This window comes from Micromonospora sp. C95, from assembly GCF_018070465.1.
In the GTDB taxonomy this organism is placed as follows: Bacteria; Actinomycetota; Actinomycetes; order Mycobacteriales; family Micromonosporaceae; genus Micromonospora.
In genome coordinates this window covers 106,637-127,674 of the sequence record NZ_JAGPXT010000004.1, presented here as the reverse complement: position 1 = coordinate 127,674, position 21,038 = coordinate 106,637, and the positions used below count along the sequence as shown (strand labels likewise).

At 72.5% G+C, this 21,038-nt stretch carries 17 protein-coding genes; 10 read left to right on the top strand and 7 right to left on the bottom strand.

Annotated elements, in window-relative coordinates; translation table 11 throughout:
• Positions 1 to 139: 139 nt before the first annotated feature.
• Together KBX00_RS06820 and KBX00_RS06815 are read left to right on the top strand one after the other, a co-directional pair.
• Entirely contained in the window at positions 140 to 1,186 is a 1,047-nt protein-coding gene (locus KBX00_RS06820; protein ID WP_210824372.1) for an NAD(P)-dependent alcohol dehydrogenase, read from the top strand.
• Between the two features lie 35 nt (positions 1,187 to 1,221).
• A complete protein-coding gene (locus KBX00_RS06815) occupies positions 1,222 to 1,737 on the top strand; it encodes a 2'-5' RNA ligase family protein (RefSeq protein WP_210824370.1) in 516 nt (171 codons plus the stop codon).
• 114 nt (positions 1,738 to 1,851) lie between these two features.
• Here KBX00_RS06815 and KBX00_RS06810 read toward each other — a convergent pair whose 3' ends face one another.
• From KBX00_RS06810 to KBX00_RS06795, 4 genes are read right to left on the bottom strand one after another with little or no spacing between them, the layout of a single operon-like run.
• A complete protein-coding gene (locus KBX00_RS06810) occupies positions 1,852 to 2,769 on the bottom strand; it encodes a siderophore-interacting protein (protein WP_210824368.1) in 918 nt (305 codons plus the stop codon).
• Between the two features lie 29 nt (positions 2,770 to 2,798).
• On the bottom strand, positions 2,799 to 4,898 hold the full coding sequence (locus tag KBX00_RS06805; RefSeq protein WP_210824747.1) for an iron ABC transporter permease: 2,100 nt from the start codon (positions 4,896 to 4,898) through the stop codon (positions 2,799 to 2,801).
• 2 nt (positions 4,899 to 4,900) lie between these two features.
• Positions 4,901 to 5,884 (bottom strand): ABC transporter substrate-binding protein, encoded by a 984-nt coding sequence (locus KBX00_RS06800; protein WP_210824366.1) that lies wholly within the window; start codon positions 5,882 to 5,884, stop codon positions 4,901 to 4,903.
• Positions 5,885 to 5,923: 39 nt separating this feature from the next.
• The gene (locus tag KBX00_RS06795) at positions 5,924 to 6,757 is read right to left on the bottom strand and encodes an ABC transporter ATP-binding protein (RefSeq protein WP_210824364.1); all 834 of its coding nucleotides are present in this window, start codon (positions 6,755 to 6,757) and stop codon (positions 5,924 to 5,926) included.
• 313 nt (positions 6,758 to 7,070) lie between these two features.
• On the opposite strand from KBX00_RS06795, the gene KBX00_RS06790 reads away from it, so the two are divergent.
• Positions 7,071 to 8,783: a hypothetical protein gene (locus KBX00_RS06790; RefSeq protein ID WP_210824362.1), complete on the top strand. Its 1,713-nt coding sequence runs from the start codon at positions 7,071 to 7,073 to the stop codon at positions 8,781 to 8,783.
• Positions 8,784 to 8,879: 96 nt separating this feature from the next.
• On the opposite strand, the gene KBX00_RS29140 is transcribed toward KBX00_RS06790, so the two are convergent.
• On the bottom strand, positions 8,880 to 9,545 hold the full coding sequence (locus tag KBX00_RS29140) for a hypothetical protein (protein WP_301547475.1): 666 nt from the start codon (positions 9,543 to 9,545) through the stop codon (positions 8,880 to 8,882).
• A 321-nt stretch (positions 9,546 to 9,866) separates the two neighbouring features.
• Here KBX00_RS29140 and KBX00_RS06780 point away from each other — a divergent pair, with 321 nt between their 5' ends.
• The 4 genes from KBX00_RS06780 to KBX00_RS06765 all read left to right on the top strand — a co-directional run bounded on the left by KBX00_RS06780 (position 9,867) and on the right by KBX00_RS06765 (position 15,002).
• On the top strand, positions 9,867 to 10,835 hold the full coding sequence (locus KBX00_RS06780; RefSeq protein ID WP_210824360.1) for a helix-turn-helix transcriptional regulator: 969 nt from the start codon (positions 9,867 to 9,869) through the stop codon (positions 10,833 to 10,835).
• 87 nt (positions 10,836 to 10,922) lie between these two features.
• Positions 10,923 to 13,724, top strand: coding sequence for an AAA family ATPase (locus tag KBX00_RS06775; protein ID WP_210824358.1), 2,802 nt, complete (start codon positions 10,923 to 10,925; stop codon positions 13,722 to 13,724).
• Between the two features lie 211 nt (positions 13,725 to 13,935).
• Positions 13,936 to 14,454, top strand: coding sequence for a hypothetical protein (locus KBX00_RS06770; protein ID WP_307868186.1), 519 nt, complete (start codon positions 13,936 to 13,938; stop codon positions 14,452 to 14,454).
• A 23-nt stretch (positions 14,455 to 14,477) separates the two neighbouring features.
• Positions 14,478 to 15,002 (top strand): hypothetical protein, encoded by a 525-nt coding sequence (locus KBX00_RS06765; RefSeq protein WP_210824356.1) that lies wholly within the window; start codon positions 14,478 to 14,480, stop codon positions 15,000 to 15,002.
• Between the two features lie 16 nt (positions 15,003 to 15,018).
• On the opposite strand, the gene KBX00_RS06760 is transcribed toward KBX00_RS06765, so the two are convergent.
• Positions 15,019 to 16,236 (bottom strand): aromatic acid exporter family protein, encoded by a 1,218-nt coding sequence (locus KBX00_RS06760; RefSeq protein ID WP_210824354.1) that lies wholly within the window; start codon positions 16,234 to 16,236, stop codon positions 15,019 to 15,021.
• A 377-nt stretch (positions 16,237 to 16,613) separates the two neighbouring features.
• Between KBX00_RS06760 and KBX00_RS06755 the strand changes: the two genes are divergently transcribed.
• The 3 genes from KBX00_RS06755 (at position 16,614) to KBX00_RS06745 (ending at position 20,003) form a co-directional block, all read left to right on the top strand.
• A complete protein-coding gene (locus tag KBX00_RS06755) occupies positions 16,614 to 18,728 on the top strand; it encodes a cellulase family glycosylhydrolase (protein ID WP_210824352.1) in 2,115 nt (704 codons plus the stop codon).
• Positions 18,729 to 18,792: 64 nt separating this feature from the next.
• The gene (locus KBX00_RS06750; protein WP_210824350.1) at positions 18,793 to 19,173 is read left to right on the top strand and encodes a YccF domain-containing protein; all 381 of its coding nucleotides are present in this window, start codon (positions 18,793 to 18,795) and stop codon (positions 19,171 to 19,173) included.
• Positions 19,170 to 20,003: an SDR family NAD(P)-dependent oxidoreductase gene (locus tag KBX00_RS06745; protein ID WP_210824348.1), complete on the top strand. Its 834-nt coding sequence runs from the start codon at positions 19,170 to 19,172 to the stop codon at positions 20,001 to 20,003. The genes KBX00_RS06750 and KBX00_RS06745 overlap by 4 nt, the downstream gene beginning before the upstream one ends.
• A gap of 5 nt (positions 20,004 to 20,008) precedes the next feature.
• On the opposite strand, the gene KBX00_RS06740 is transcribed toward KBX00_RS06745, so the two are convergent.
• Positions 20,009 to 20,923: a cation diffusion facilitator family transporter gene (locus tag KBX00_RS06740; protein WP_210824347.1), complete on the bottom strand. Its 915-nt coding sequence runs from the start codon at positions 20,921 to 20,923 to the stop codon at positions 20,009 to 20,011.
• Positions 20,924 to 21,038: the final 115 nt, after the last annotated feature.

Genomic DNA, 21,038 nt, shown 5'->3' with positions numbered 1-21,038 from the left:
CCGCTGGGACGGTGACCTGCGGGCCGACCCGTCGGTGACGTGCCGCGATGACTCTGCCGCGACGATCCGCGGCGGAGGTGGTTTGAGTCGGTGTCCGTCGGGGAGCCGTGGGCCGGCGTGACGGCGACGGGAGACAGAGATGCGTGCACTGCGGCTGCCCGCCTGGAAGACCGGGCCGGAACTGATCGAGGTCGACGAACCGACACCCGGCCCGGGCCAGGTGGTGGTGCGGATCGGAGCCGCCGGTGCCTGCCATTCCGACCTGCATCTGATGCACGACTTCGAGGCCGGCGGCCTGCCCTGGAATCCGCCGTTCACGCTTGGCCACGAGAACGCGGGCTGGGTGCACCGGCTCGGCTCCGGGGTGACTGGGCTGGAGGTGGGCCAGCCGGTGGCCGTCTACGGCCCGTGGGGCTGCGGTCGCTGTGTCCGCTGCCGGGTCGGTGTCGACAACTACTGCGAGGACCCGGCCGCCGCGCCGGTGCCGGGCGGTGGTGGTGGCCTCGGTCTGGACGGCGGGATGGCCGAGTACGAGCTGGTGCCGGACGCCCGGCACGTGTTGCCGCTACCGGAAGGGCTCGATCCGGTCGGCGCGGCGCCACTGACCGACGCGGGGCTCACCCCGTACCACGCGATCCGCCGGTCGTGGCCGAAGCTGCCACCGGGCAGCACCGCGCTGGTGATCGGTGTCGGTGGGCTCGGGCACGTCGGGGTGCAGATCCTCAAGGCGACCACCGCCGCCCGGGTCGTGGCGGTGGACACCCGGGAGGAGGCGCTGCGGCTCGCCGAGGAGTGTGGTGCCGACCTCACGATGGGCTCGGCCGAAGGCACCGCCGAGGAGATCCGCCGGGTCACCGGCGGCCGGGGCGCCGACGTGGTGCTCGATTTCGTCGGCGCCGATGCCACCCTCAGGCTGGGCGTCGCCGCCGCCCGGACCGTGGGTGACCTGACCATCGTGGGGCTCGGCGGCGGCTCGCTGTCGGTCGGCTTCTTTTCCGTGCCGTACGAGGTGAGCATCCAGACCACCTACTGGGGCAGCCGTCCGGAGCTGCTCGAGGTGCTCGACCTGGGCGCACGGGGCCTGGTCCGACCGAAGACCACCACGTTCGGCCTGGACGAGGCGATGAGCGCGTACCGGATGATGCGGGACGGCACGCTCGATGGTCGGGCCGTCATCGTGCCGTGAGCCGCCCTTACGGCGCACCCCTCTAGAATGATCATGTGGTCGCCGCGTTGGAGCTGTACCTGGACACCGTCGCCACCCGGCGGATCCGGGTGCTGTGGGACGCCCTGGAGGCCGAGGGGGTGCAGAGCATGCGCTCCCTGCTGGAGCAGCGGCACCGACCCCACGTCTCGCTCGCGGTCGCGCCGCGCTTCGACCCGGAGCAGGTCACGGCGGCGCTGGCCGGCACCACGGTGGCGGCGCCGCTGCGGTTGTCGTTCCAGCACGCCGGCCAGTTCGTGGGCCGGGTGCTCTGGCTGGGTCCGGTGCCCACGCCGGAACTGCTGGCGCACCACCGACGGGTGCACGACCTGCTCGTCGCGGGCGGGGTGCCGCTTGTGGAGCACTACCGACCCGGCCGTTGGGTGCCGCACTGCACCCTCTCCATGCGGGTCCCCAACGCACTGATGGCCCCCGCCGTCCGCCGCTGCCTGGAGGTCCTCCCGCTGGAGGCCACGGTCGTCGCCGCCGCCCTCACCGACCACGCCCGCAACATCACCCACCCCCTCCCCTGACCCCCGGCGATCTTGCACTTTCGGTCGCCGATATGCGCCTTTCACGACTTACGCGGGGACAGAAAGTGCAAGATCGCGGGGCCGAGGGGTGGGGCGAGCAGGGAGGGTGGGGGGTCAGGAGGGGTCGGGGCGGCCTTCGCGCCAGTAGCCCATGAAGGCTACGGCGCGGCGGTCCAGGCCGCGTTCGGTGACCAGGTGGCGGCGAAGGGTACGGATGACACCGGCCTCTCCGGCCAGCCAGGCGTAGAGGGGGGCCGTTGGGGGCGCGTCGGGGACCTCCCAGAGGATCTCCTGGTCCACGTCCACCTCGTCGACCAGTTGGCCGGCCGGAGCCACCGGCGCGCCCGCCACACCGGCGAGCAGGTCGCCGGCGGCTGCGGCGACGGCGGCGACGAGGCGGCTGCCGTACCCACCGGAACCCCGGGGCAGCCAGGTCACCTCGACACCGGGCGGCGTGATCAGCGACAGTGCGTCGCCGGCCTCGGGAACCTCCAGCAGTACCCGGCCGCGCGCGTCCAGTGGCAGCCGCTCACAGATGCCGCTGATCGCCGGCACCGCCGTCTCGTCCCCGGCCAGCAGCAGGCACCCGGTCGACGGGGGCCGAAACTCGACCCCACCGTGGTCGCCGCCGTACGCCGAGTCCGGGCCGACGATGGCGATCTCGTCGCCGGGGCGGACCCGGCGGGCCCACCGGGTCGCCGGTCCGCCGTCGCCGTGCAGCACCAGGTCGACGTCGACCTCGCTCAGGTACGGCCGGACCGCGCGCACCGTGTAGGTGCGGATCGGGTTGCGCTCGCCATCCGGCAGGGCCCGCCACCGCGCGTACCAGTCCGGCCCCTGTGGAAGGTGCACGCCGGCCTGGCCGGGCAGCGGCAACGCCAGCTTGATCCGTTGGTCGTACCCGTTGTCGGCGAAGCGATCGAGGTCGGGACCGGTGAAGGTGACCCGGACGAAGGACGGGCTGAGCCGACGTACCGCGCGCACCTCGACGGCGAACAGCCGCCACGGTGCGACGGGCAGGGTGTGGGTCATGATGCCTCTCCGGGGTCGGGCCGGTGCGCTTACCGGGATTGGGTGGCGGCGCGGGAACGCCACAGCAGCCAGACGAAGTACGGGGTGCCGATCATGGCGGTGACCAGTCCGGCGGGGACCTGCGCCGGCGCGATCACGGTGCGGCCGAGCGTGTCGGCGAGGCTGACCAGGGCCGCGCCGAGCAGCGCGGCGACCGGGAGCACCCGGGTGTGCCGACCGCCGACGAGGGCCCGGGCCGCGTGCGGTGCGACCAGGCCGACGAAGCCGATCACGCCGACCGCGGAGACCGCCGTCGAGGTGAGCAGGGCCGCCGCGCCGAGCGCGATCAGTCGGGTGCGTTCCAGCCGGACGCCGAGCACCCGTGGGGTGTCGTCGTCGAGCGTCATCAGGTCCAGCTCGCGCCGGGCGGCCACCACGGCCGGGGTGAGCACCAGCAGGGCTATCGCCACCGGCAGCACCTGGGTCGCGGTCCGCCCGTAGGTGGAGCCGGAGAGCCAGGTGAGGGCCTTGCCGGTGTTCCAGGGATCGAAAGCGACGATCATAAAAGTGATCAAGGCCATGCCGCCCTGCCAGGCTCCGAAGCCGATCAGGACCAGCCGGTCCGAGCTGAGACCACCACGCCACGCCGCACCGTAGACCAGGGCGAAGGCCAGCATGGCACCGAGCCCGGCGACCCCGGAGACGGCCCAGACACCGGCCAGCGGCACGAAGGTGAGCAGCGAGACCGCGCCCAGTCCGGCACCTGCGGTGATGCCCAGGATGCCGGGTTCGGCCAGCGGGTTGCGGCAGACCGCCTGCACGGTGGTGCCGGCGACCGCGAGGGCCGCGCCGGCCAGCATCGCGGCGGCGACGCGCGGCCACCGCTGGTCCAGCACGAAGGTGTACGCCGGCCCGGTGCTGCCGTTGATCCAGTTGACGATGTCGCCGAGCAGCAGCCAGGTGTCCCCGGCGAGCATGCCGAGCAGCACCGCCCCGGCGGTGACCGTGGCGGCGACCGCCACCACGGTGCGGTGGAAGGTCGCGGAGCGTACGGCGGCGTGGCCACCGGCTGGGCGGCGGGTGGGGCCGGCATCGCGGTGCCGACGGGCCAGCCAGATCAGGATTCCCGCGCCGAGCAGGGTGGTCACCACGCCAGTCGGGATGTCGACGCCGGCCTGGCCACCCATCAGGGCCCGCAGCAGCACGTCGGAGCCGAGGACGATGATGACGCCGGCCATGCCGGACAGCGGTAGCAGGATCCGGTGCCGGTGGACACCGGGCACCAGCGGACCGAGCAGCCGGACGATCACCGGCGCGCAGAGGCCGACGAAGCCGACCGGGCCGGTGAGGGTGACCGCGGCGGCGGACAGCAGCACGGCCAGCACGGTGACGACCAGCCGGGTGCGGCGTACGTCGATGCCGAGCACGGTGGCGGTGTCGTCGCCGAGGGCGAGGATGTCGAGGCGGTGGCCGAACAGCATCAGCGCCGCCACGGCGGCCACGATCACGGGGGCGAGCTGGGTGAGGGTGTCCAGGTCGCTCTGCACCAGTGAGCCGTTGCCCCAGGCGAACAGACCGATGGTGGCCTGCTCGAACAGCAGGAGCAGCAGCATGGTCACCGAGCTGAGCGCGAGCGCGGTGGCAGAGCCGGCGAGGATCAGTCGGGTGGTGCCGGCCTGGCCGCCGGAGGACATCGCCATCACCAGGCCGGCGGCGGCGAGGCCCCCGCAGAAGGCCAGGCCACCGGCGGGCAGCGCGGGCAGCGCGATGCCGAACGCGGCGACCGAGACGATGGCCAGGTGAGCGCCGGCGTTGACGGCGAGGGTGTCCGGGGACGCGAGCGGGTTGCGGGCGATCGACTGCAACGCCGCACCGGCGAAGCCGAGGGCGACACCGATGGTCAGCCCGGCGAGCAGTCGGGGTATCCGGGAGGCGACGAACACCCGGGCGGTCTCGTCGTCCCCGCCGGTCAGCAGGCGGAGCAGGTCGAGCGCGCCCACGGCGGAGGTGCCCTGGGTGAGGTGCACCGCCACGACCACCAGCAGCAGCGCGGTGGCCGCGAGGAAGATCCCGACGACGCGCGGAACCGAGGGGCGCCCGGCCGGAGCCGGCTGAACAGCCGGCTCCGGCCGCGAGGGCGCGGAGAGCATGGTCACCCCGCGTACGTGGTGACGAACTGGTCGATGTACTGCTTGCCGGAGAGCGGCCCGCCGAAGGTCCAGATGCCGTCCGGCATCCGGTGCAGGTTGCCCTGCTTGACGAAGGGCAGCGACTTCCAGATGGCGTTGCTGCTCAGCCCGTCGGCGAAGACGTCGACGCCGTCCGAGGCGTTGTAGAAGAAGTGCAGGTCCGGGCTCTTGAGCACGGTCAGGCCCTCGACGTCGGTCTGGCCCAGGCCCCAGGCCGGGTCGGTCTCGCCGGTCCAGGCGTTGGTGAGGCCGAGCTGGATGCCGATCTGAGAGACCAGCGCACCCTCGCCGAACATCCTGATGCTGACCGTGCTGCCTTCCTTCCAGCCGTCCGCGATGGCGAACGGCCTGCCGGCGGCACCGGCGTCGGCGATCTTCTTCTTGCCGTCGGCGATGGCGGCGTCGAAGTCGGCGAGCAGCTTCTCCGCCTCGGCGGTCTTGCCGACCGCGGCGGCGATCATGTTCAGGTCGGCCCGCATCCGGCCGAGGTTGTCCGAGGCGTCGCTGCCCTTGGTCACGATGACCGGGACGTACTTCTCCAACTGCGTGATGACGTTGGCGCCCCGGTCGTCCTCCATGACCACGAGGTCGGGTTGCAGCGCCACGATGGAGTCGATGCTCGGCTCACCGCGCGTGCCCACGTCCTTGACGCCCGGGTCGAGCTTGGCGGCGCTGACCCAGGTCGCGTACCCCTCGGGGTCGGCGACGCCGACCGGCATGACGCCGAGACTGACAAGCATCTCGACCTCGCCCCATTCGAGACCGACCACCTTGGTCGCGGGGGCGTCGAGCTTGACCTCCTTGCCCCGGCTGTCGGTGACGGTGACCGGGCCGCTGGCGGCGGAGGTGGCGGCGGCGGGCTCGGTGGTGTTCTCGGTGGTGCCGCAGGCGGCCAGCAGCACCGCGGCGGCGGCGGCGACCAGGGCGGTTACACGGGTACGGGGCATGATGTTCTTTCTCGGGTGGGTTTCGTGACCGGTCTGTGCTCAGACCGGGATTCGGGCCAGGTGTCGGCCCACGGGGCGGGTCGTCACCAGCCCGCTGAGCGGGTCGGTGCTGACCTCGATCCGGATGCCGTAGGTCTCGGTCAGGTCCGGCTCGGTGAAGACCTCGGCCGGGGTGCCGGTGGCGCGGACCCGGCCACCGTGCAGCAGGACCACCTCGTCGGCCACCGCGGCGGCCTGGTTGAGGTCGTGCAGCACGACGCCGACCGCGACGCCGTGGTCGTCGGCGAGGTCACGCATCAGGTCGAGAATCCCGACCTGATACCGCAGATCAAGGAAGGTGGTGGGCTCGTCGAGCAGCAGCACCGGGGTGTCCTGGGCCAGACAGGTGGCCAACCAGACCCGCTGGAGTTCGCCACCGGAGAGTTCGTCCACCGGCCGACCGGCCATCGCGCTGACCCCGGTGACCTCCATGGCCCGGGCGATGGCGGCTGGGCCGTCCGGATCGTCCGCGCGCCACCGGCCCCGGTAGGGGTGGCGGCCGTAGCCGACCACGTCGCGGACGGTGACGCCGTTGGGGACCGGCCGGCTCTGGGCGAGCAGGGTGACCCGACGGGCGTACTCCTTGGCGGGCAGACCCGCGGCGGCGAGGCCGTCGGCGAAGAGCACACTGCCGCTGTCCAGCGGATGCAGCCGGGCCAACGCCCGCAGCAGGGTGGACTTGCCACTGCCGTTGGGACCGACGAGAGCGGTCACCGTGCCGGGACGCAGGGTGATCGCAGCGCCGTGCACCACCCGGGTGCCGTGGTAGCCCAGGCACAGGTCGACACCGCGCAGGCTCTGTTCGGCGTCGTTCGACGTCAGTCCGCTCGACATGCGGTTAGGCTAACCTAACCTAAGTAGGTGTCAAGACGCGGGTCCGCTTCACTTTCATCACCCCACCAGCCCCTCTCGACGCCGGTGAGCAGGGTCGATACGTCACGCCGCTTTGCCGGCCGGTCCCCCTGGCGGGGAACCGGGACAAGCAGCCATGTGCGATCGGCGGGACGCCGATGCCGGACCACCCGTCAGGCGGCGCGAAATCCGTACCGGGGTGGGAGGACAGAGCAGTCGGAGCAGCGGTAACGTTGCGCGTCATCCGCCGCCGGCCCGCCGGCGTGGCGCTCTTCAATCCTATGGAGGATGGGGCATGTCCATCGGCGAGGAGCCGTTCGCAGTCCGCGACGACCTGGCCTCGCGGCCGAATTTCGAGGTCACCCTGCGCGGGTACGAGAAACGGCAGGTGGAACGCTACGTCGAGCAGATGGACGGCCGGCTAGCCGCCATCTCCGCGGAACGGGACCGGGCCACCGCACACGTGCGGGAGCTGAGCGGAAAGCTCCAGGCGGTGCAGAGCGAGATGGCCGAGCTGCGGCAGCGACCGGCGCAAGTGGACAAGGCCACCTTCCAGGACGTCGGCCCGATGGTCGGCCAGATCCTGGACCTGGCCGAGAAGCAGGCCGCGGCGATCATCGAGACGCACAGCCAGCGGGCCACCAAGCTCCAGGCAGAGGCGGAGAAGACGCTCGCCAACGCGCGGGAGCGCACCGTAAAGGCTCTTGCCGACCTCGAGGAGGAGCTGGCCGGCCGGCGGGCCGAGCACGAGAAGACGTACGAGGAGTTGCGGGCGGCCGCCGACGCGGAGCTGACCGAGACCCGCGAGCGGGCCGACAAGCTGCGCGCCGACGGGGAGGCCGCGCACGAGCGTGCCCAGCAGGAGGCGCAGCGGATCGGCGAGCAGTGCCGCCAGCAGGTCGAGCAGGCCCGCTCGGCGGCAGAGGCGCTCACCACCTCGGCCCGTACCCAGATCCACCAGGAGATCCAGGCGGCCCGGTCGAAGAGCCAGCAGGAGCTGGCGCAGTGGCGGGCCACGGTCGAGGAGGAACTGGCCGAGCGGCGGGCCACCGCCGAGGAGGACCTGACCGAGCAGCGGGCGGCCACCGAACGGGAACTGGCCGCCCAGCGGGCCGCCGCCGAGCAGCGGGTCAGCTCGATGATCGCCGACGCCCAGCAGTACTCCGCGGAGATCCGCAAGCGCGCCGACGAGCAGGCCGCCGAGGTACGCAAGTTCAGCGACGAGCAGGCCGCGGCCGCCGAGGAACAGCTGCACGCCGTCCAGCTGGAGGTCGGCGAGCAGCGTCAGGTGCTGGCGCAGCTGCACGAGCAGTTGGACGACGCCGAGCAGCAGCTCGACGAAGCCCGTCGCACCAAGGACGCCACCGAGACCGAGCTGACCCGGTTGCGGCAGTTGCTGGAGGAGACCAGCCACGAACTCGTGGCGGAGCGCCAGCGGCTGGACGAGATGCGCCGGGCGGCCGAGGCCGCCCAGCGGCACGCCAAGGAGACCCGGGCCCGGGTGCAGCGGGAGGCCAAGCGGGTCGCCGATCTGGCGGCCGCGGCGGTGATCGCCGCCGCGGCGGGTGGCGGCGAGACCGCCGAGTACCCGATGGTCGCCGCCCGACTCGGGGTGTCCCGGACCGGTGACGACGCTGCTGCGGGGGGCGGTGGCGAGGTGACCTCGGCCGCCGAAGGCCACGCCGAGGACGCCGCAATCGATGCCGAGGGCAACGCCGAGCGGGCCGGGTCGGACCCGCAGCACCCGGTCACCGAGCCCACCGAACCGGCAGGCCCGGAGCGCAGCGCTGCGGCCGCCGGCCGGCCGGGCCATCCGCAGCCAGAGCACAGCGGACGCCCCGTGGTGGATCCGGTGGCTCGCGCGGCGGCCGCGGTGGCGGCCGGTGGGCCGGGTGGTATCGACTGGTTCGCCGGTCAGGCCGGGCACCAACAGTCCGAGGCGGAGGAGCCGCCGCCTCCGGGAGCGACCACGGCCGACGACCGGGCGCCGGAACCCGCGGCGAACTGAACGGACGTCCGGGCCCGCTCCGTCGGGCTACCGACGGCGGGCCGCCCGACCCCGAGGCTCGGGTGGGGTGGCCCGCTGTGGTCAGGACCGGGCCGGTCAGAACGGCCGGCGTGGCAGCCAGCCGAGGAAGCGGTTGCGTGCCCGGGCCAGCGGCAGCCCGGGCAGATCCCGGGCGGCGGCGAGCAGACAGGAGCCCAGGTAGACCGCGAGCGCGGCGCGGGCCCCGCCGAACTCCGCGAGCAGTTGACTCTGCTTCACCGCGCACGGCCACTCCTGCCCGCAGCCGGTGCAGGTCCAGGTCGGCGGCGAGGGCAGGTGCTCCGGGGGCTTGGCCGAGCGGTAGCGCACGGCGGCACTGTTGCGTCGGCCGACCCGGGTAGGCAACGGGTGCGGACCGCCCGACGCGGGATGCCGATCGGTGAACAGCTCCCGGCGGGCCAGTCCGAGCGCCCCGCCCACCCGAACCAGCGCGTCCGGCCCCGGGCGATAGCCGACCACGGCACCCAGCAGGTGGTGACCCAGTAGATCGAAGGCGTCCGGCCCGAGGGCGAGTTCGCGGCAGAGCGCGATCAGCCGCGTCGGTGCCGCCACCCGCTGCGCCACCAGGGCACAGCGCAGCACGTCCCGCAGGCCGCCACCCAGGTCGGACAGGCGGGTTCCCACGATGCCGGCAAGGTCCGCCTCCCCGGCGACCCGCCGGAGTGCCTCAGCCGTCGCCAGTCGGACGATGTCAGTCGGATCCTTGGTCTCCAACGCCCCCACCCCTATCCGTTAGGCGAACAATTGCCCTTGTTCGACACCCTTCGCATGATCACGGCCACGGACGGTTGCTGGCTAGGCCGGTTCGCGCAAGCCGGACCGTACCGACTAGCCCAAAAACGAAAACTCCCCCGACATCGAGAACGAGCGAGATCCACCGGCGCGACGGATGCGCCACGAAAACTTCATGGGACTCCTTCCTTTGTGGATACCATCGGTGGGAATCCTGGCTCCGCATGTCCTACCGCTCCGGATCCACCACGTCCCGCCGGGCACCGTCCCGGCGTGCTGAAGCGCCCTCCGTCCAGGTGTCGATGGAGACGTATGAAGACGAAGGTTCCGACCGCCCACCGGTTCGACAGCGGCGACCCGGAGACGATCCGCGACTTCCTGGCCCACGCCTACCACTCCACGGTCGCCATCCGCGCGACCGTCGACGCCCGCTACCGCCTCCGCCACCACCGGGTGGACGCCGGCTCGTTCTGGTGGGAGACGGTGGACCAGTCCACGCAGCTCGATATCGATGTCGGGCCGTCCGCCGCGCTGGTGATCTGCGAGGTCGTCAGCGGGCGCGTCGACCGCTCCTGCGCCGTCGCGTACGGTCGGTTCGGGCCGGGGGACGTCTTCCTGGCCACCCTGCCCGGCCTGGCCTGCTCGCTGCGCTGGCTGCCCGGCAGGATCACCGCCTGCCTGCTGAGTCTCTCCGTCCTGGATCAGGTGACCGGCACCGCATCCGCCGGCCGGGCGAGCACGGTCCAGTTCACCGGCCTGGTCCCCGCCTCCCCCATCCTGGCCGGGCTGTGGCGGCACACCACGAACTACCTCAACCACGTCGTACTGGGCAATCCGTACGCGTACCGCGAGCCTCTGGTCATCGCCAACGCGGCCCGGATGCTGGCGGCCTCGGCCCTGGCGGTCTTCCCGCACACCAGCGCCGCCTGGCGGTCCGACATCGACCGACGCGCCGCGACCACCGCCGCGCTGCGCCGGGCGACGGCGTTCATCGAGGAGCACGCCGACCGCGACATCGGTGCCGCCGACATCGCCGCCGCGGCCCAGGTCTCGCTGCGGACCCTGCAACTGGCGTTCCGCCGACACCTCGACACCACCCCGATGGCGCACCTGCGCCGGGTCCGGCTCGACCGCGCCCACCACGACCTCATGCAGGCCGACCCACGGCGGGAAACCGTCTCGGCGATCGCCTCCCGGTGGGGGTTCCTCAGCCACAGCCGGTTCACCGCGCGCTACCACGCCACCTACGGATTTCCGCCAAGTCGCACCCTGCACGCCTGACCGCCCTGACCGCCCTGACCGACCGCCGGTGGCGGATCACCGTCCGCATGATGGCCGCACCATCTCATCGGTGCCAGAATCGCAACCATGCGGGGTGCGCTCGTCGGCCGGGACGGGGTGTTCGATCAGGCTCGGCGCGCACTGCGCGAGCCGGGCTCGGTGCTGTTGGAGGGCCCGGCCGGCATCGGTAAGACGACGCTGCTACGGGAACTGGTCACCGAGGCGACCCGGGCTGGCTGGTCGGTGCTGAGCTGCGCGCCGACCGAGTGCGAGACCGATCTCCCCTTCGCCGCCCTCGCCGACCTGCTCCGCCCACTGACGGACCTGGTGACGGCGTTGCCCCGCCCGCAGCGCGTCGCGGCCGAGATGGTGCTGCTCACCCGGGACAGCGACGAGACCGTCGACGAGCGGGTGGTCGGTGCCGCCACCCGCTCGCTGCTGGAGGCGGCCCTCGCCGCCGGCCGGCCGGTGCTGGTCGCCGTGGACGACTCGCCGTGGTTGGACCGGCCGAGCGAACGGGCGCTGCGGTTCGCGCTTCGCCGCGTCGGGCCAGGGCTGTCCATCCTGGTCAGCTGCCGCACCGACAACAGCCCGACGCTGCGGATCGCGCCGCTCGGGCTCGACTCCGGTCCCGGCCGGCTGACCCGGCTGCCCCTGGCCCCGCTGGGCGTGGGTGCCCTGCACCACGTCCTGCGCGAGCGGGTCGGTGGGGCCCTGAGTCGTTCGCTGCTGGCCCGGATCGCCCGGGAGGCCGCCGGCAACCCACTTGTCGCCATCGAGGTGACCCGTGCGGTGCAACGCCTGCCGCAGCCACCGGAACCGGCGCAGGATCTGCCGGTGGCCTCCTCCATGCACCAGCTCCTCGGCGAGGTGCTCGCCCGGCTGCCGGGACGCTGCCGGGACGCCGTACGGCTGGCCGCACTGCTGGGCGTACCCCTGCTCCGGGACCTGGCCGCGGCGGGGATCTCCCCCGCCGCGTTCGACGCCGCGGAGGAGGCCGGGCTGCTCGTGGTCGGAGCCGTGCGGGTGGAGTTCACCCACCCGGTCTACGCGGCCGCGGTCCGCGCCGGCATCCCGCCCGGTGTCCGGCGCGGCCTGCACCGCAGGCTGGCCGAGGTGGTCACCGATCCCGACGACCGGGTCCGGCACCTGGCGCTGTGCACCACCTCGCCGGATCCGGTGGTCGCCGACGCCCTCGCCGCGGCCGCCGCCCGGCAGTACGCGCGGGGCGCCCCGGAGGCCGCCGCGAACCTGTACGAGTCGGCGGCACGGCTCACTCCCGTCGACGACGAAGCCAGTCGTGGCCAGCGACTGCTGGCGGCGGCCCGGTCCCGCTTCGGATGTGGCGACCATCCCGGGGCACGGGCCGCCGCCGAGGCGGTGGCCGCCGCGTTCGGCGGCGACGTCCGGGCGGAGGCGCTGCTGCTGCGCGCGGTGGTCGCGTGGAGTGCCGACGAGTCCGGCGGTACGGCGGTCGAGGCGGCCGGTCGGGCCCTGGCGGCGACCCGTCCGGACTCCTCGCTGGCCGGCCGGATCCACGCCCACCTGGCACTCTTCGTCGACCTGCCGGATCCGGCGCGGGCCCACGCCGAGGCGGCCATCGCCCTGCTGACCGGTGCCGGTGGGGACCGCAGCCTGCTCGCCGCGGCGCTGCTGCACCTGTTCTTCAACGAGGTACGCGCCGGTGAACCGCCCCGCGTCGAACTGCTCGACCGGGCGCTGGAAATGGAGGGGCCGGAGCCGTCGTGGCTGGCCGGTACGATCCCGGCGATCTGGTGGAAGTCGATCGACGACCCGGCGCGGGCCCGACGACGGCTGGGCCGCATGCTCGACCTGGCGACGGCTCGGGGCGACGAGCCCTCGCAGTACGACCTGCTCAAACATCTCGGCGAGACCGAGCTGCTCGCGGGACGGTGGTCGGCCGCCGAACGGCACATCGCGGCGGCCCGCGAACTCGGTGAGCTGCTGGGCACCGAGGCGACCGCGGAGATCTGGCTGGCCGGGCTGCTCGACGCGCTCCGCGGCCGGCTCGACGTGGCACAGCGGGTGGCCGAGGCGGGGCTGCAGCTGGGCGAGCGGCTCGACGACGACTGGTGCCGGCGGATCCACCTGCAATTGGGCGCGTTCGTGGCGCTCTGCGCCGGCCGGATGGCCGACGCCGCAGCCGGGTACGGTCGACTCGCCGCGACGGTCGACCGGATGGGTCTGGCCGAGCCGCTGGCACAGCGATTCGAGCCCGACTGGATCGAGGCCTGCGTGGGCGCCGGTGACCTGGTCACCGCGCGCAACGCCCTGGCCCGGCTGGCGGAGCGACACCGGCGGTTGCCCCGTCCCTGGACGTTGCTGGGCCTCGCGCGCAGCCGGGCCCTGCTGGACAGCGCCGGTGGCGCCGACCCGTCGGCCGCCCTGGCGGATCTCGCCGCCGCGCGGGCCGCCGTGCCGCCGGAGGTGCTGCCGCTGGACCGGGCCAGGTGTCTGCTGGTCGAGGGCGTGGTGCACCGCCGGTCCCGCCGCAAGCGCCCGGCCCGGGAGGCCCTGGCCGCCGCGACGGTCGAGTTCGACGCGCTGGGCGCGACGGTGTTCGGCGGGCGGGCCCGGGCCGAGGCCGCCCGGCTCGGCGGGCGACCGCCCGCACCGTCGGATCTCACCGCCACCGAGGAGCGGGTCGCCCGGCTCGCCGCGCAGGGACGGACCAGCCGGGCCATCGCCGACGAGTTGTTCGTCAGCCCGAAGACCGTCGAGACCAACCTGTCCCGGGTCTACCGCAAGTTGGGCATCTCCCGTCGGGCGGAACTGGGTGCCGCGCTGGCCCGGGTCGGTGGACCCGACGAGCCGGCACCCCGGCCGGCGGCGACCGTCGGCACGCCGGCCGGCGCGGTCAAAGGCTAGGGAAACACCGGATTCCTTCACGGCCGGTTGGTCGTAGCGTCGAGACGTCACTCCCCGGCGGACCGGCTTTCGCCGGCGAGCCGACTCCTCCGGCCGGCACGTCAGCCGACCCCTGCCGCCAGGAGGGCCGGATTCCGCCACCGGCGCGGTCCCACACCATGTCGAGCTGCCCGGCCCGGTCGCGGCCGGGGGTCAGAAGGGAACCGAACACGTGCGTCGACTGATCCTGCCCGTGGTGCTGGTGGCCGCGCTCGCGCTGACCGGCTGCGACGGCGGCGAACCTGCGCCACCGGCGGCCGGCCCCGGCGCGGGCGCGGAGACCGACCTCGACCTGCCCGCCGACGGTGCCGGCACCGAGACCCCGGCCTGCCCGTTCACCGCGGCCCAGGTCTCCGAGTTGGTCGGCCAGTCCATGGTCGACGACGGCAACTGCAGCTTCGGCGACGGCACGGGGGTGGCGGCGCTGTCCGTGACGACCGCCTCCCGGTTGGCCGGCGAGACGACCTACGACTACCAGCACCAGCAGGCCGAACAGACCTACCAGACGGTGACGGACCTCGACGGCGACGGTAAGGGCTACCTGGCGGTCAAGGACATCGGTGCCGAGGCGGTGCTGGTCGGCGGTGCCGGCAGCTTCACCGTGACGCTGAGCGGCTTCGAGCGCCTCGGCGCACAGCCCGACGGATACGAACAGGCGCTGCGCCGGCTGCTCGACGCCCTGCCCCGGTGACACCACGCCCCGAGGAGACGACCGTGAGGTACCTCAAGCTCGCCGCGACGGCCGCCGTCGTCGCTGTTCTCGCCGCCTGCGGTAACGCCGAACCGGCCGCCGCGCCACCGCCGCCGACGGAGGCGGCGGAGCCGGCGGCGCCCACCGAGGCGACCGAGGCGGTGGAGCCGTCGACCGAGCCACCGCCGGTCGACGCCTGCGCCCTGGTACCCAAGGAGGACGCCGAGAAGTTGGCGGGCACCCGCCTGGAGGATGCGGTGCCGGTCCGCGAGACGTGCACGTACACCGGGCCGACGTCAGGTCCGTTGGCGCAGGTGGAGGTGTACGTGGGCGACGGGGCCAAGAAGATCCTCGACGTCGACCGCGATCTCGACCACGAGTTCGAGACACTGTCCGGTATCGGAGACGAGGCGTACCTGGAGGACGGCGCGGTCTTCTTCCACGCCGCCGGGGTGTGGGTGGCCATCCGACTGGTCCGGCTGGACGACCCGGCCAGGTACGACAAGCCGCTGACCGAGCTGGCTCGGACGGTTGCCGGGCGGCTCTGAGTCCGGCCGGGGCCGATCACGTCTCCTTCCGTTCGGCAGGCGACGGCTCCCCCTCCTGACGCCGTAGTTCGTGACGCTGTGCCTCGAAGCGTCGCCGGATCACGGCGACCGCCTCCTCCTCGCGGCAGCCGAGGCTGCGCAGCAGGTCGGTGGCGACGGTACGGATCTGGGCCACCACCACGCTGCCGGAGAAACCGACCCCCTCGTCGTACGCCTCGGCGGCCCGGTCGACCGCCTTGAGGACCAACTGCTCGGAGCGCGTCGTGTGCTGCCGACTCTCCGCCTCGACCTGCAACAACGCCAGGGCGTCGCCGAAGTAGTGCACCGCGGCGGCCAGCCCGGCCGGGATCGGTTCGCCGTCGCGGACCGCGGTGGCCGCCCGGCGCAGCATCTCCTGGCCGCCCCCGACCGCCAGGTCGAGGTAGCGCGTGCCACGTTCGTAGTGCTCGAACTCGGCTCGGCGGTGCCAGCGAGCCGGCGACACCGCCACCGCCTCCCGCGCACCGGAGACGGCGTCGTTGAGCAGGGCCAGTTGAGGGCTCAGGCCGAACAGCCCGTCACGAGCCCGGGCCACCGTCGCGGCGTCGCCCCGGGACATCCCGTCCGCGGCATTGTGCAGGTGTTCGATAAGGGTGGCGAAGAGCGGGCGGGCGGCCCGTTGGATGATGCGCACCGGGTTGACCGGCAGCACGGCCACCACCACCACGGCGGAGATCGCGCCGATCACCGCGTCGATCACCCGCGGCACCTCCAGTCCCCGCTGGATCGGCGAGAGGGTCGCGATCAGCACCGCCGTACCGCCGGCCTGGGTGACCACCGCACCGCCCCGGCTCATGCTCAGCGCGAGCAGGATGGCCAGGGTGACCACGGTGCCGATCTGCCAGGGGCCGGTGCCGATCACCATGATCAGGGCGTCACCGACCAGCAGGCCGGCCAGCACGCCGACAAGCAGCTCCAGGGTGCGGCGGGTGCGCCGGCCGATCGCGGCGGCGATGGTGCCGACGGCGGCGCTGGGGGCGAACACCGGCGACGGGTGGTTCAGCAGCTCGTGCGCCAGCGTCCAGGCCAGCGCGGCGGCCACCCCGGCCTGTACCGCGAGGATGGCGTACAGCTCCAGGCTCCGGCGTCGCTCCCGCCAGTTGATCTTTCGGCTGATGCCGCCGACCGTCTCGGCGACCCCGGCCTCGAACCGGTCACCGGCACGACGCGCCCGGCCCCGGTCGTCCTCCGCCACCGCCACGCCGCCGACTACCCCACGAGGCCACGCTCATTCGCCGCCGGCCGGACCAGTGCCGCCTGGCACCGGGATGCCGCACTCCGGGCGACGGACCGCCGCTGCGCCGACGCCCTCGACGACGTCGACGCAGCCGTCGCCGGCAGCGCCGTCGCCGATTCGGTGAACGCCGCGGTTCCCAGCATCCCGGTGCGATGGTCCACCTTACTTACCCACCGGGTCATCTCCCTCACCTGGGAAAAGGGCACATGCATAGCGCTACATCGATTGACAAAGTTGATGATCCCAACTTATGGTGCGAGCCGGCCGGATGTTTCCGGTGGCCCGGCGACGCCCGGCCAGCCACCCGTCGACACCATCACCACGCGAGGAGCGTCATGGCTGGGCTGAAGGGCACACTCCGCAGGACACGTTGGCGATTCGGCCTGGTCGCCAGCGGCGTAGCCGCACTACTCGCCGGTGTCGGCCTGATCAACGCCGGCACCGCCCACGCGGCGGCCGGGTGCCGGGTGGCGTACTCCGCCCCCAGCCAGTGGCCGGGCGGGTTCACCGCGAACGTCGCGGTGACAAACCTCGGCGATGCGCTCAACGGCTGGCGGCTGACCTGGACGTTCCCCTCGGGGCAGCGGGTCACTCAGGCATGGAACGTCACCGTCACCTCGTCCGGCGACGACGTCACCGCCAACAACGTCAGCTACAACGCCGCGCTGGGCACCAACCAGACCGTTTCGTTCGGCTTCAACGGGTCGTGGTCCGGCAGCAACACGGCACCGACCACGTTCGCCCTCAACGGCGTCACCTGCACCGGCAGCGTCGGCACCACCCCGCCACCGACCACCACCCCGCCGCCGAGCACGCCACCGCCGACGACTCCGCCGCCCACCTCCCCGCCGCCGGCCGGCGACCCGATGGCCTACGTGGCCGCGATGCAGCCCGGCTGGAACCTCGGCAACACCTTCGACGCGGTCGGCGCCGACGAGACCGCGTGGGGCAACCCACGAGTCACCGAGGCGCAGCTCGACGCCATCCGGGCCCAGGGCTTCAACAGCATCCGGATCCCGGTGACCTGGAGCAACCACCACGGCCCCGCGCCCTCGTACACCATCGACGCGGCCTGGCTGAACCGCGTCAAGGAGGTCGTCGGCTGGGCCCTGGACGACGGCTTCTACGTGATGATCAACCTGCACCACGACTCGTGGCAGTGGATCCACGAGATGCCGACGAACCGGACCACGGTGCTCAACCGCTACAACGCGCTGTGGACCCAGATCGCCGCCGCGTTCCGGGACCACTCGCCGAGGCTGCACTTCGAGAGCGTCAACGAGCCGCAGTTCGCCAACAGCTCCGGCGACGCCCAGAACGCGGAGCTGCTGCACGAGCTGAACGTCAACTTCCACCGGATCGTGCGCGCCTCCGGCGGCACCAACGCCACCCGGATGCTGGTCCTGCCGACCCTGCACACCTCCTCCGAGCAGGCCCGGATCAACGAACTGACCACGACCATCAACCAGCTCGACGACCGCAACCTGATCGCCACCGTGCACTTCTACGGCTACTGGCCGTTCAGCGTCAACGTCGCCGGCGGCACCCGCTTCGACGCCACCACGCAGCAGGATCTGACCGACTCGTTCGACCGGGTGCACAACGCCTTCGTGACCCGCAACATCCCGGTCGTCATCGGCGAGTACGGGCTGCTGGGCTTCGACCGGCACACCGGCACCATCCAGCAGGGCGAGAAGCTCAAGTTCTTCGAGTTCCTCGGCCACTACGCGAGGACCAAGCGGATCACCACCCAGCTCTGGGACAACGGCCAGCACTTCGACCGGGTCGCCTTCCAGTGGCAGGACCCGGAGCTGTGGGCCCAGATCAGGTCGAGCTGGACGACCCGTTCCGGCACCGCGTCGTCCGACCAGGTGTACGTGCCGCGTACCGGCTCGATCACCGCGAAGTCGTTGACCCTCAACCTGAACGGCACCAGCTTCTCCGGGTTGCGCCAGGGCAGCACCAACCTGGTGCAGGGCACCGACTACACGGTCTCCGGCAACCAGCTCACCATCACCGCGAGCGCACTGACCCGGTTGGTCGGCAACCGGGCGTACGGGGTGAACGCCAGCCTCCAGGCCCGCTTCTCGGCCGGGGTGCCCTGGCGGATCGACGTGATCACCTACGACACGCCGGTGCTGTCCAACGCCACCGGTACGACCGCCGACTTCGCCATCCCCACCCAGTTCCGCGGCGACCAGCTGGCCACCATGGAGGCGAGGTACGCCGACGGCAGCAACGCCGGCCCGCACGACTGGACGTCGTTCAAGGAATTCGACGTGGCCTTCTCACCCGACTACCCGGGTAACCGGATCACGTTGACCGACACCTTCTTCGGCGAGGTCCGCGACGGCGCAGCCGTCACCCTCACCTTCCACTTCTGGAGTGGTGCCCAGGTGACCTACCGCGTCACCAGGTCCGGCAGCACCGTCACCGGCGTCACCGGCTGAACCAGCCGCGCCACCGGCCACCCTCCCGGGGTGACCGGTGGCGCACAGCGGTCATCATGGGTTCATGATCCGATTCCTGCTGAACGTGCTCTGGCTCATCTTCGGTGGTGGTCTGGTGCTGGCGATCGGCTACGGTATCGCCGCCCTGATCTGCTTCGTGCTCGTCGTCACCATCCCGTTCGGCGTCGCGTCGTTGCGGCTGGCGTCGTACTCGCTGTGGCCCTTCGGCCGGACCCTGGTGCCCAAGCCCGGCGTGGGGGTGGCATCGGGTCTCGCCAACATCATCTGGGTACTGCTGGCCGGTTGGTGGTTGGCGCTCTCGCACATCGTCGCCGGCGTCAGCCTCTGCCTGACCATCATCGGGATCCCGTTCGGCGTGGCCAACTTCAAGCTCGTCCCGGCGGCGATCTGGCCGTTGGGGCAGGAGGTCGTACCCGCCCCATGAGAGCCGAAGGCCTGTTTCCGACAAATGACCTGACCGGTCGGGTGGCCCTCGTCACCGGCGCCAACCACGGCATCGGCGCGGCCACCGCCGTCGCGCTGGCCCAGTTGGGCGCAGCGGTGCTGGTCAGCTATCTACGGTTGGACGATCCACCGGACCCGGGTATCCCCGACACGTACCGGCGCAACCGGGCCGGCGACGCGACCGAGGTGATCGAGCGGGTCCGCGCCGCCGGTGGTCGGGTGCTGCCGGTCGAGGCGGATCTGGCGGACCCGGCCGTTCCGGCCCGGCTGTTCGACATCGCCGAGCGCGAGCTGGGCACGGTCGACATCCTGGTGAACAATGCCAGCGGCTGGCTGGCCGACACGTTCAAGCCAACCGCCCTCGACCGGCACGGCCGGACGTTGCGGCCGGTGAGCGCCGAATCGTTCGACGCCCAGTTCGCCGTGGACGCCCGCGCGGGGGCGCTGCTGATCGCCGAGTTCGCCCGCCGAAACGTCGCCGCGCGGCGCGGCTGGGGACGTGTCATCAGCCTCACGTCGGGCGGCAGTGACGGGTTCCCCGAGGAGGTCTCCTACGGTGCCGCCAAGGCGGCACTGGTCAACTACACAATGGCCGCGGCGCACGAACTCGCAGCGTTCGGTATCACCGCCAACGCCGTGCACCCGCCGGTCACCGACACCGGCTGGGTCAGCGAGGAGGTACGCGCCGCCGTCGCCGACGACACTCACCTGCTGCGGGTCGCCGCCCCCGAGGAGGTCGCCGAGGTGATCGCCTTCCTCGCCGGGGAGAGCGGGCGGCTGGTCACCGGCAACGTGGTCCAGCTGCGCTGACCGACTCACCAGTGGGCGCCGCCGCAGACGCCTTCGGCATCCCGTGGCTCGACCTGCAACGTGGCGTGCTCGATGGTGAAGCGGTCGTGCAGCAGCTGGCGGGCGGCGGCCAGCACCGGGGCCAGTTCGGCTCCGGCGTCCAGGGTGAGGTGCGCCGAGGCCACCTCCATGCCCGAGGTCAGCGTCCACACGTGCAGGTCGTGCACGTCGGCGACGCCATCGAGCCCACGCAGCCCGTCACGTACCTCGGCGACGTCCAGGTGCGGCGGCGCGGCCTGCACCAGCACCCGCAGCGCGGCGCGGGCGAGGCGGTAGGTGCGCGGCAGGATGAACAGCGCCACCGCGACGGCGACGATCGGGTCCGCGTACCACCAGCCGGTCAGCGCGATCACCCCGGCCGCGACGAGTACGCCCACCGAGGCGAGCAGGTCGCCGAGGACCTCCAGGTAGGCGCCGCGCACGTTGAGGCTCTCCGTCGAGCCGGCGCGCAGCAGCAGGAAGGCGACCACGTTGGCGACCAGCCCGCCGACGGCCACCAACAGCATCGGGCCGACCAGCACCTCCGGCGGTTCGTCGAGCCGCCGCAGCGCCGCCACCAGCACGTAGAGCGCCACTCCGGAGAGCAGCACCGCGTTGGCAAGTGCCGCCAGGACCTCCATTCGGTAGAGGCCGAAGGTGCGTTGACCGTCCCGCGTGGCCCGGCTCGCGGCGGTGATCGCGGCGAGCGCCATGCCGATGCCCAGCACGTCGGTGAACATGTGCCCGGCGTCCGACAGCAGTGCCAGCGAACCGCTGACCCAGGCCCCGACCGCCTCCACCAGCATGAAGACCGTCAATAGGGCGAACGCCGCCCACAACCGACCGCGGTGCTTCTCCCCCGCGCGCATCGCCCAGCCCCCGTGATCATGCCCGGCACCCACCGCACACCCCTTCCAACCGCACCGCCATGAGAAATATATGCTGGTATTGCAATAAGTGCAATCAAGGTGCTCTCCAACCCGCCACACCACCCCGGGTAGCCGCCTACCGACCACG

What these genes read in the sequence shown, in the direction of transcription:
- KBX00_RS06820 (WP_210824372.1), top strand. Translation starts at nt 140, where the DNA reads ATGCGTGCACTGCGGCTGCCCGCCTGGAAGACCGGGCCGGAACTGATC.
- KBX00_RS06810 (WP_210824368.1), bottom strand. Translation starts at nt 2,769, where the DNA reads ATGACCCACACCCTGCCCGTCGCACCGTGGCGGCTGTTCGCCGTCGAG.
- KBX00_RS06805 (WP_210824747.1), bottom strand. Translation starts at nt 4,898, where the DNA reads ATGCTCTCCGCGCCCTCGCGGCCGGAGCCGGCTGTTCAGCCGGCTCCG.
- KBX00_RS06800 (WP_210824366.1), bottom strand. Translation starts at nt 5,884, where the DNA reads ATGCCCCGTACCCGTGTAACCGCCCTGGTCGCCGCCGCCGCCGCGGTG.
- KBX00_RS06795 (WP_210824364.1), bottom strand. Translation starts at nt 6,757, where the DNA reads ATGTCGAGCGGACTGACGTCGAACGACGCCGAACAGAGCCTGCGCGGT.
- KBX00_RS06790 (WP_210824362.1), top strand. Translation starts at nt 7,071, where the DNA reads ATGTCCATCGGCGAGGAGCCGTTCGCAGTCCGCGACGACCTGGCCTCG.
- KBX00_RS06780 (WP_210824360.1), top strand. Translation starts at nt 9,867, where the DNA reads ATGAAGACGAAGGTTCCGACCGCCCACCGGTTCGACAGCGGCGACCCG.
- KBX00_RS06775 (WP_210824358.1), top strand. Translation starts at nt 10,923, where the DNA reads ATGCGGGGTGCGCTCGTCGGCCGGGACGGGGTGTTCGATCAGGCTCGG.
- KBX00_RS06755 (WP_210824352.1), top strand. Translation starts at nt 16,614, where the DNA reads ATGGCTGGGCTGAAGGGCACACTCCGCAGGACACGTTGGCGATTCGGC.
- KBX00_RS06750 (WP_210824350.1), top strand. Translation starts at nt 18,793, where the DNA reads ATGATCCGATTCCTGCTGAACGTGCTCTGGCTCATCTTCGGTGGTGGT.
- KBX00_RS06745 (WP_210824348.1), top strand. Translation starts at nt 19,170, where the DNA reads ATGAGAGCCGAAGGCCTGTTTCCGACAAATGACCTGACCGGTCGGGTG.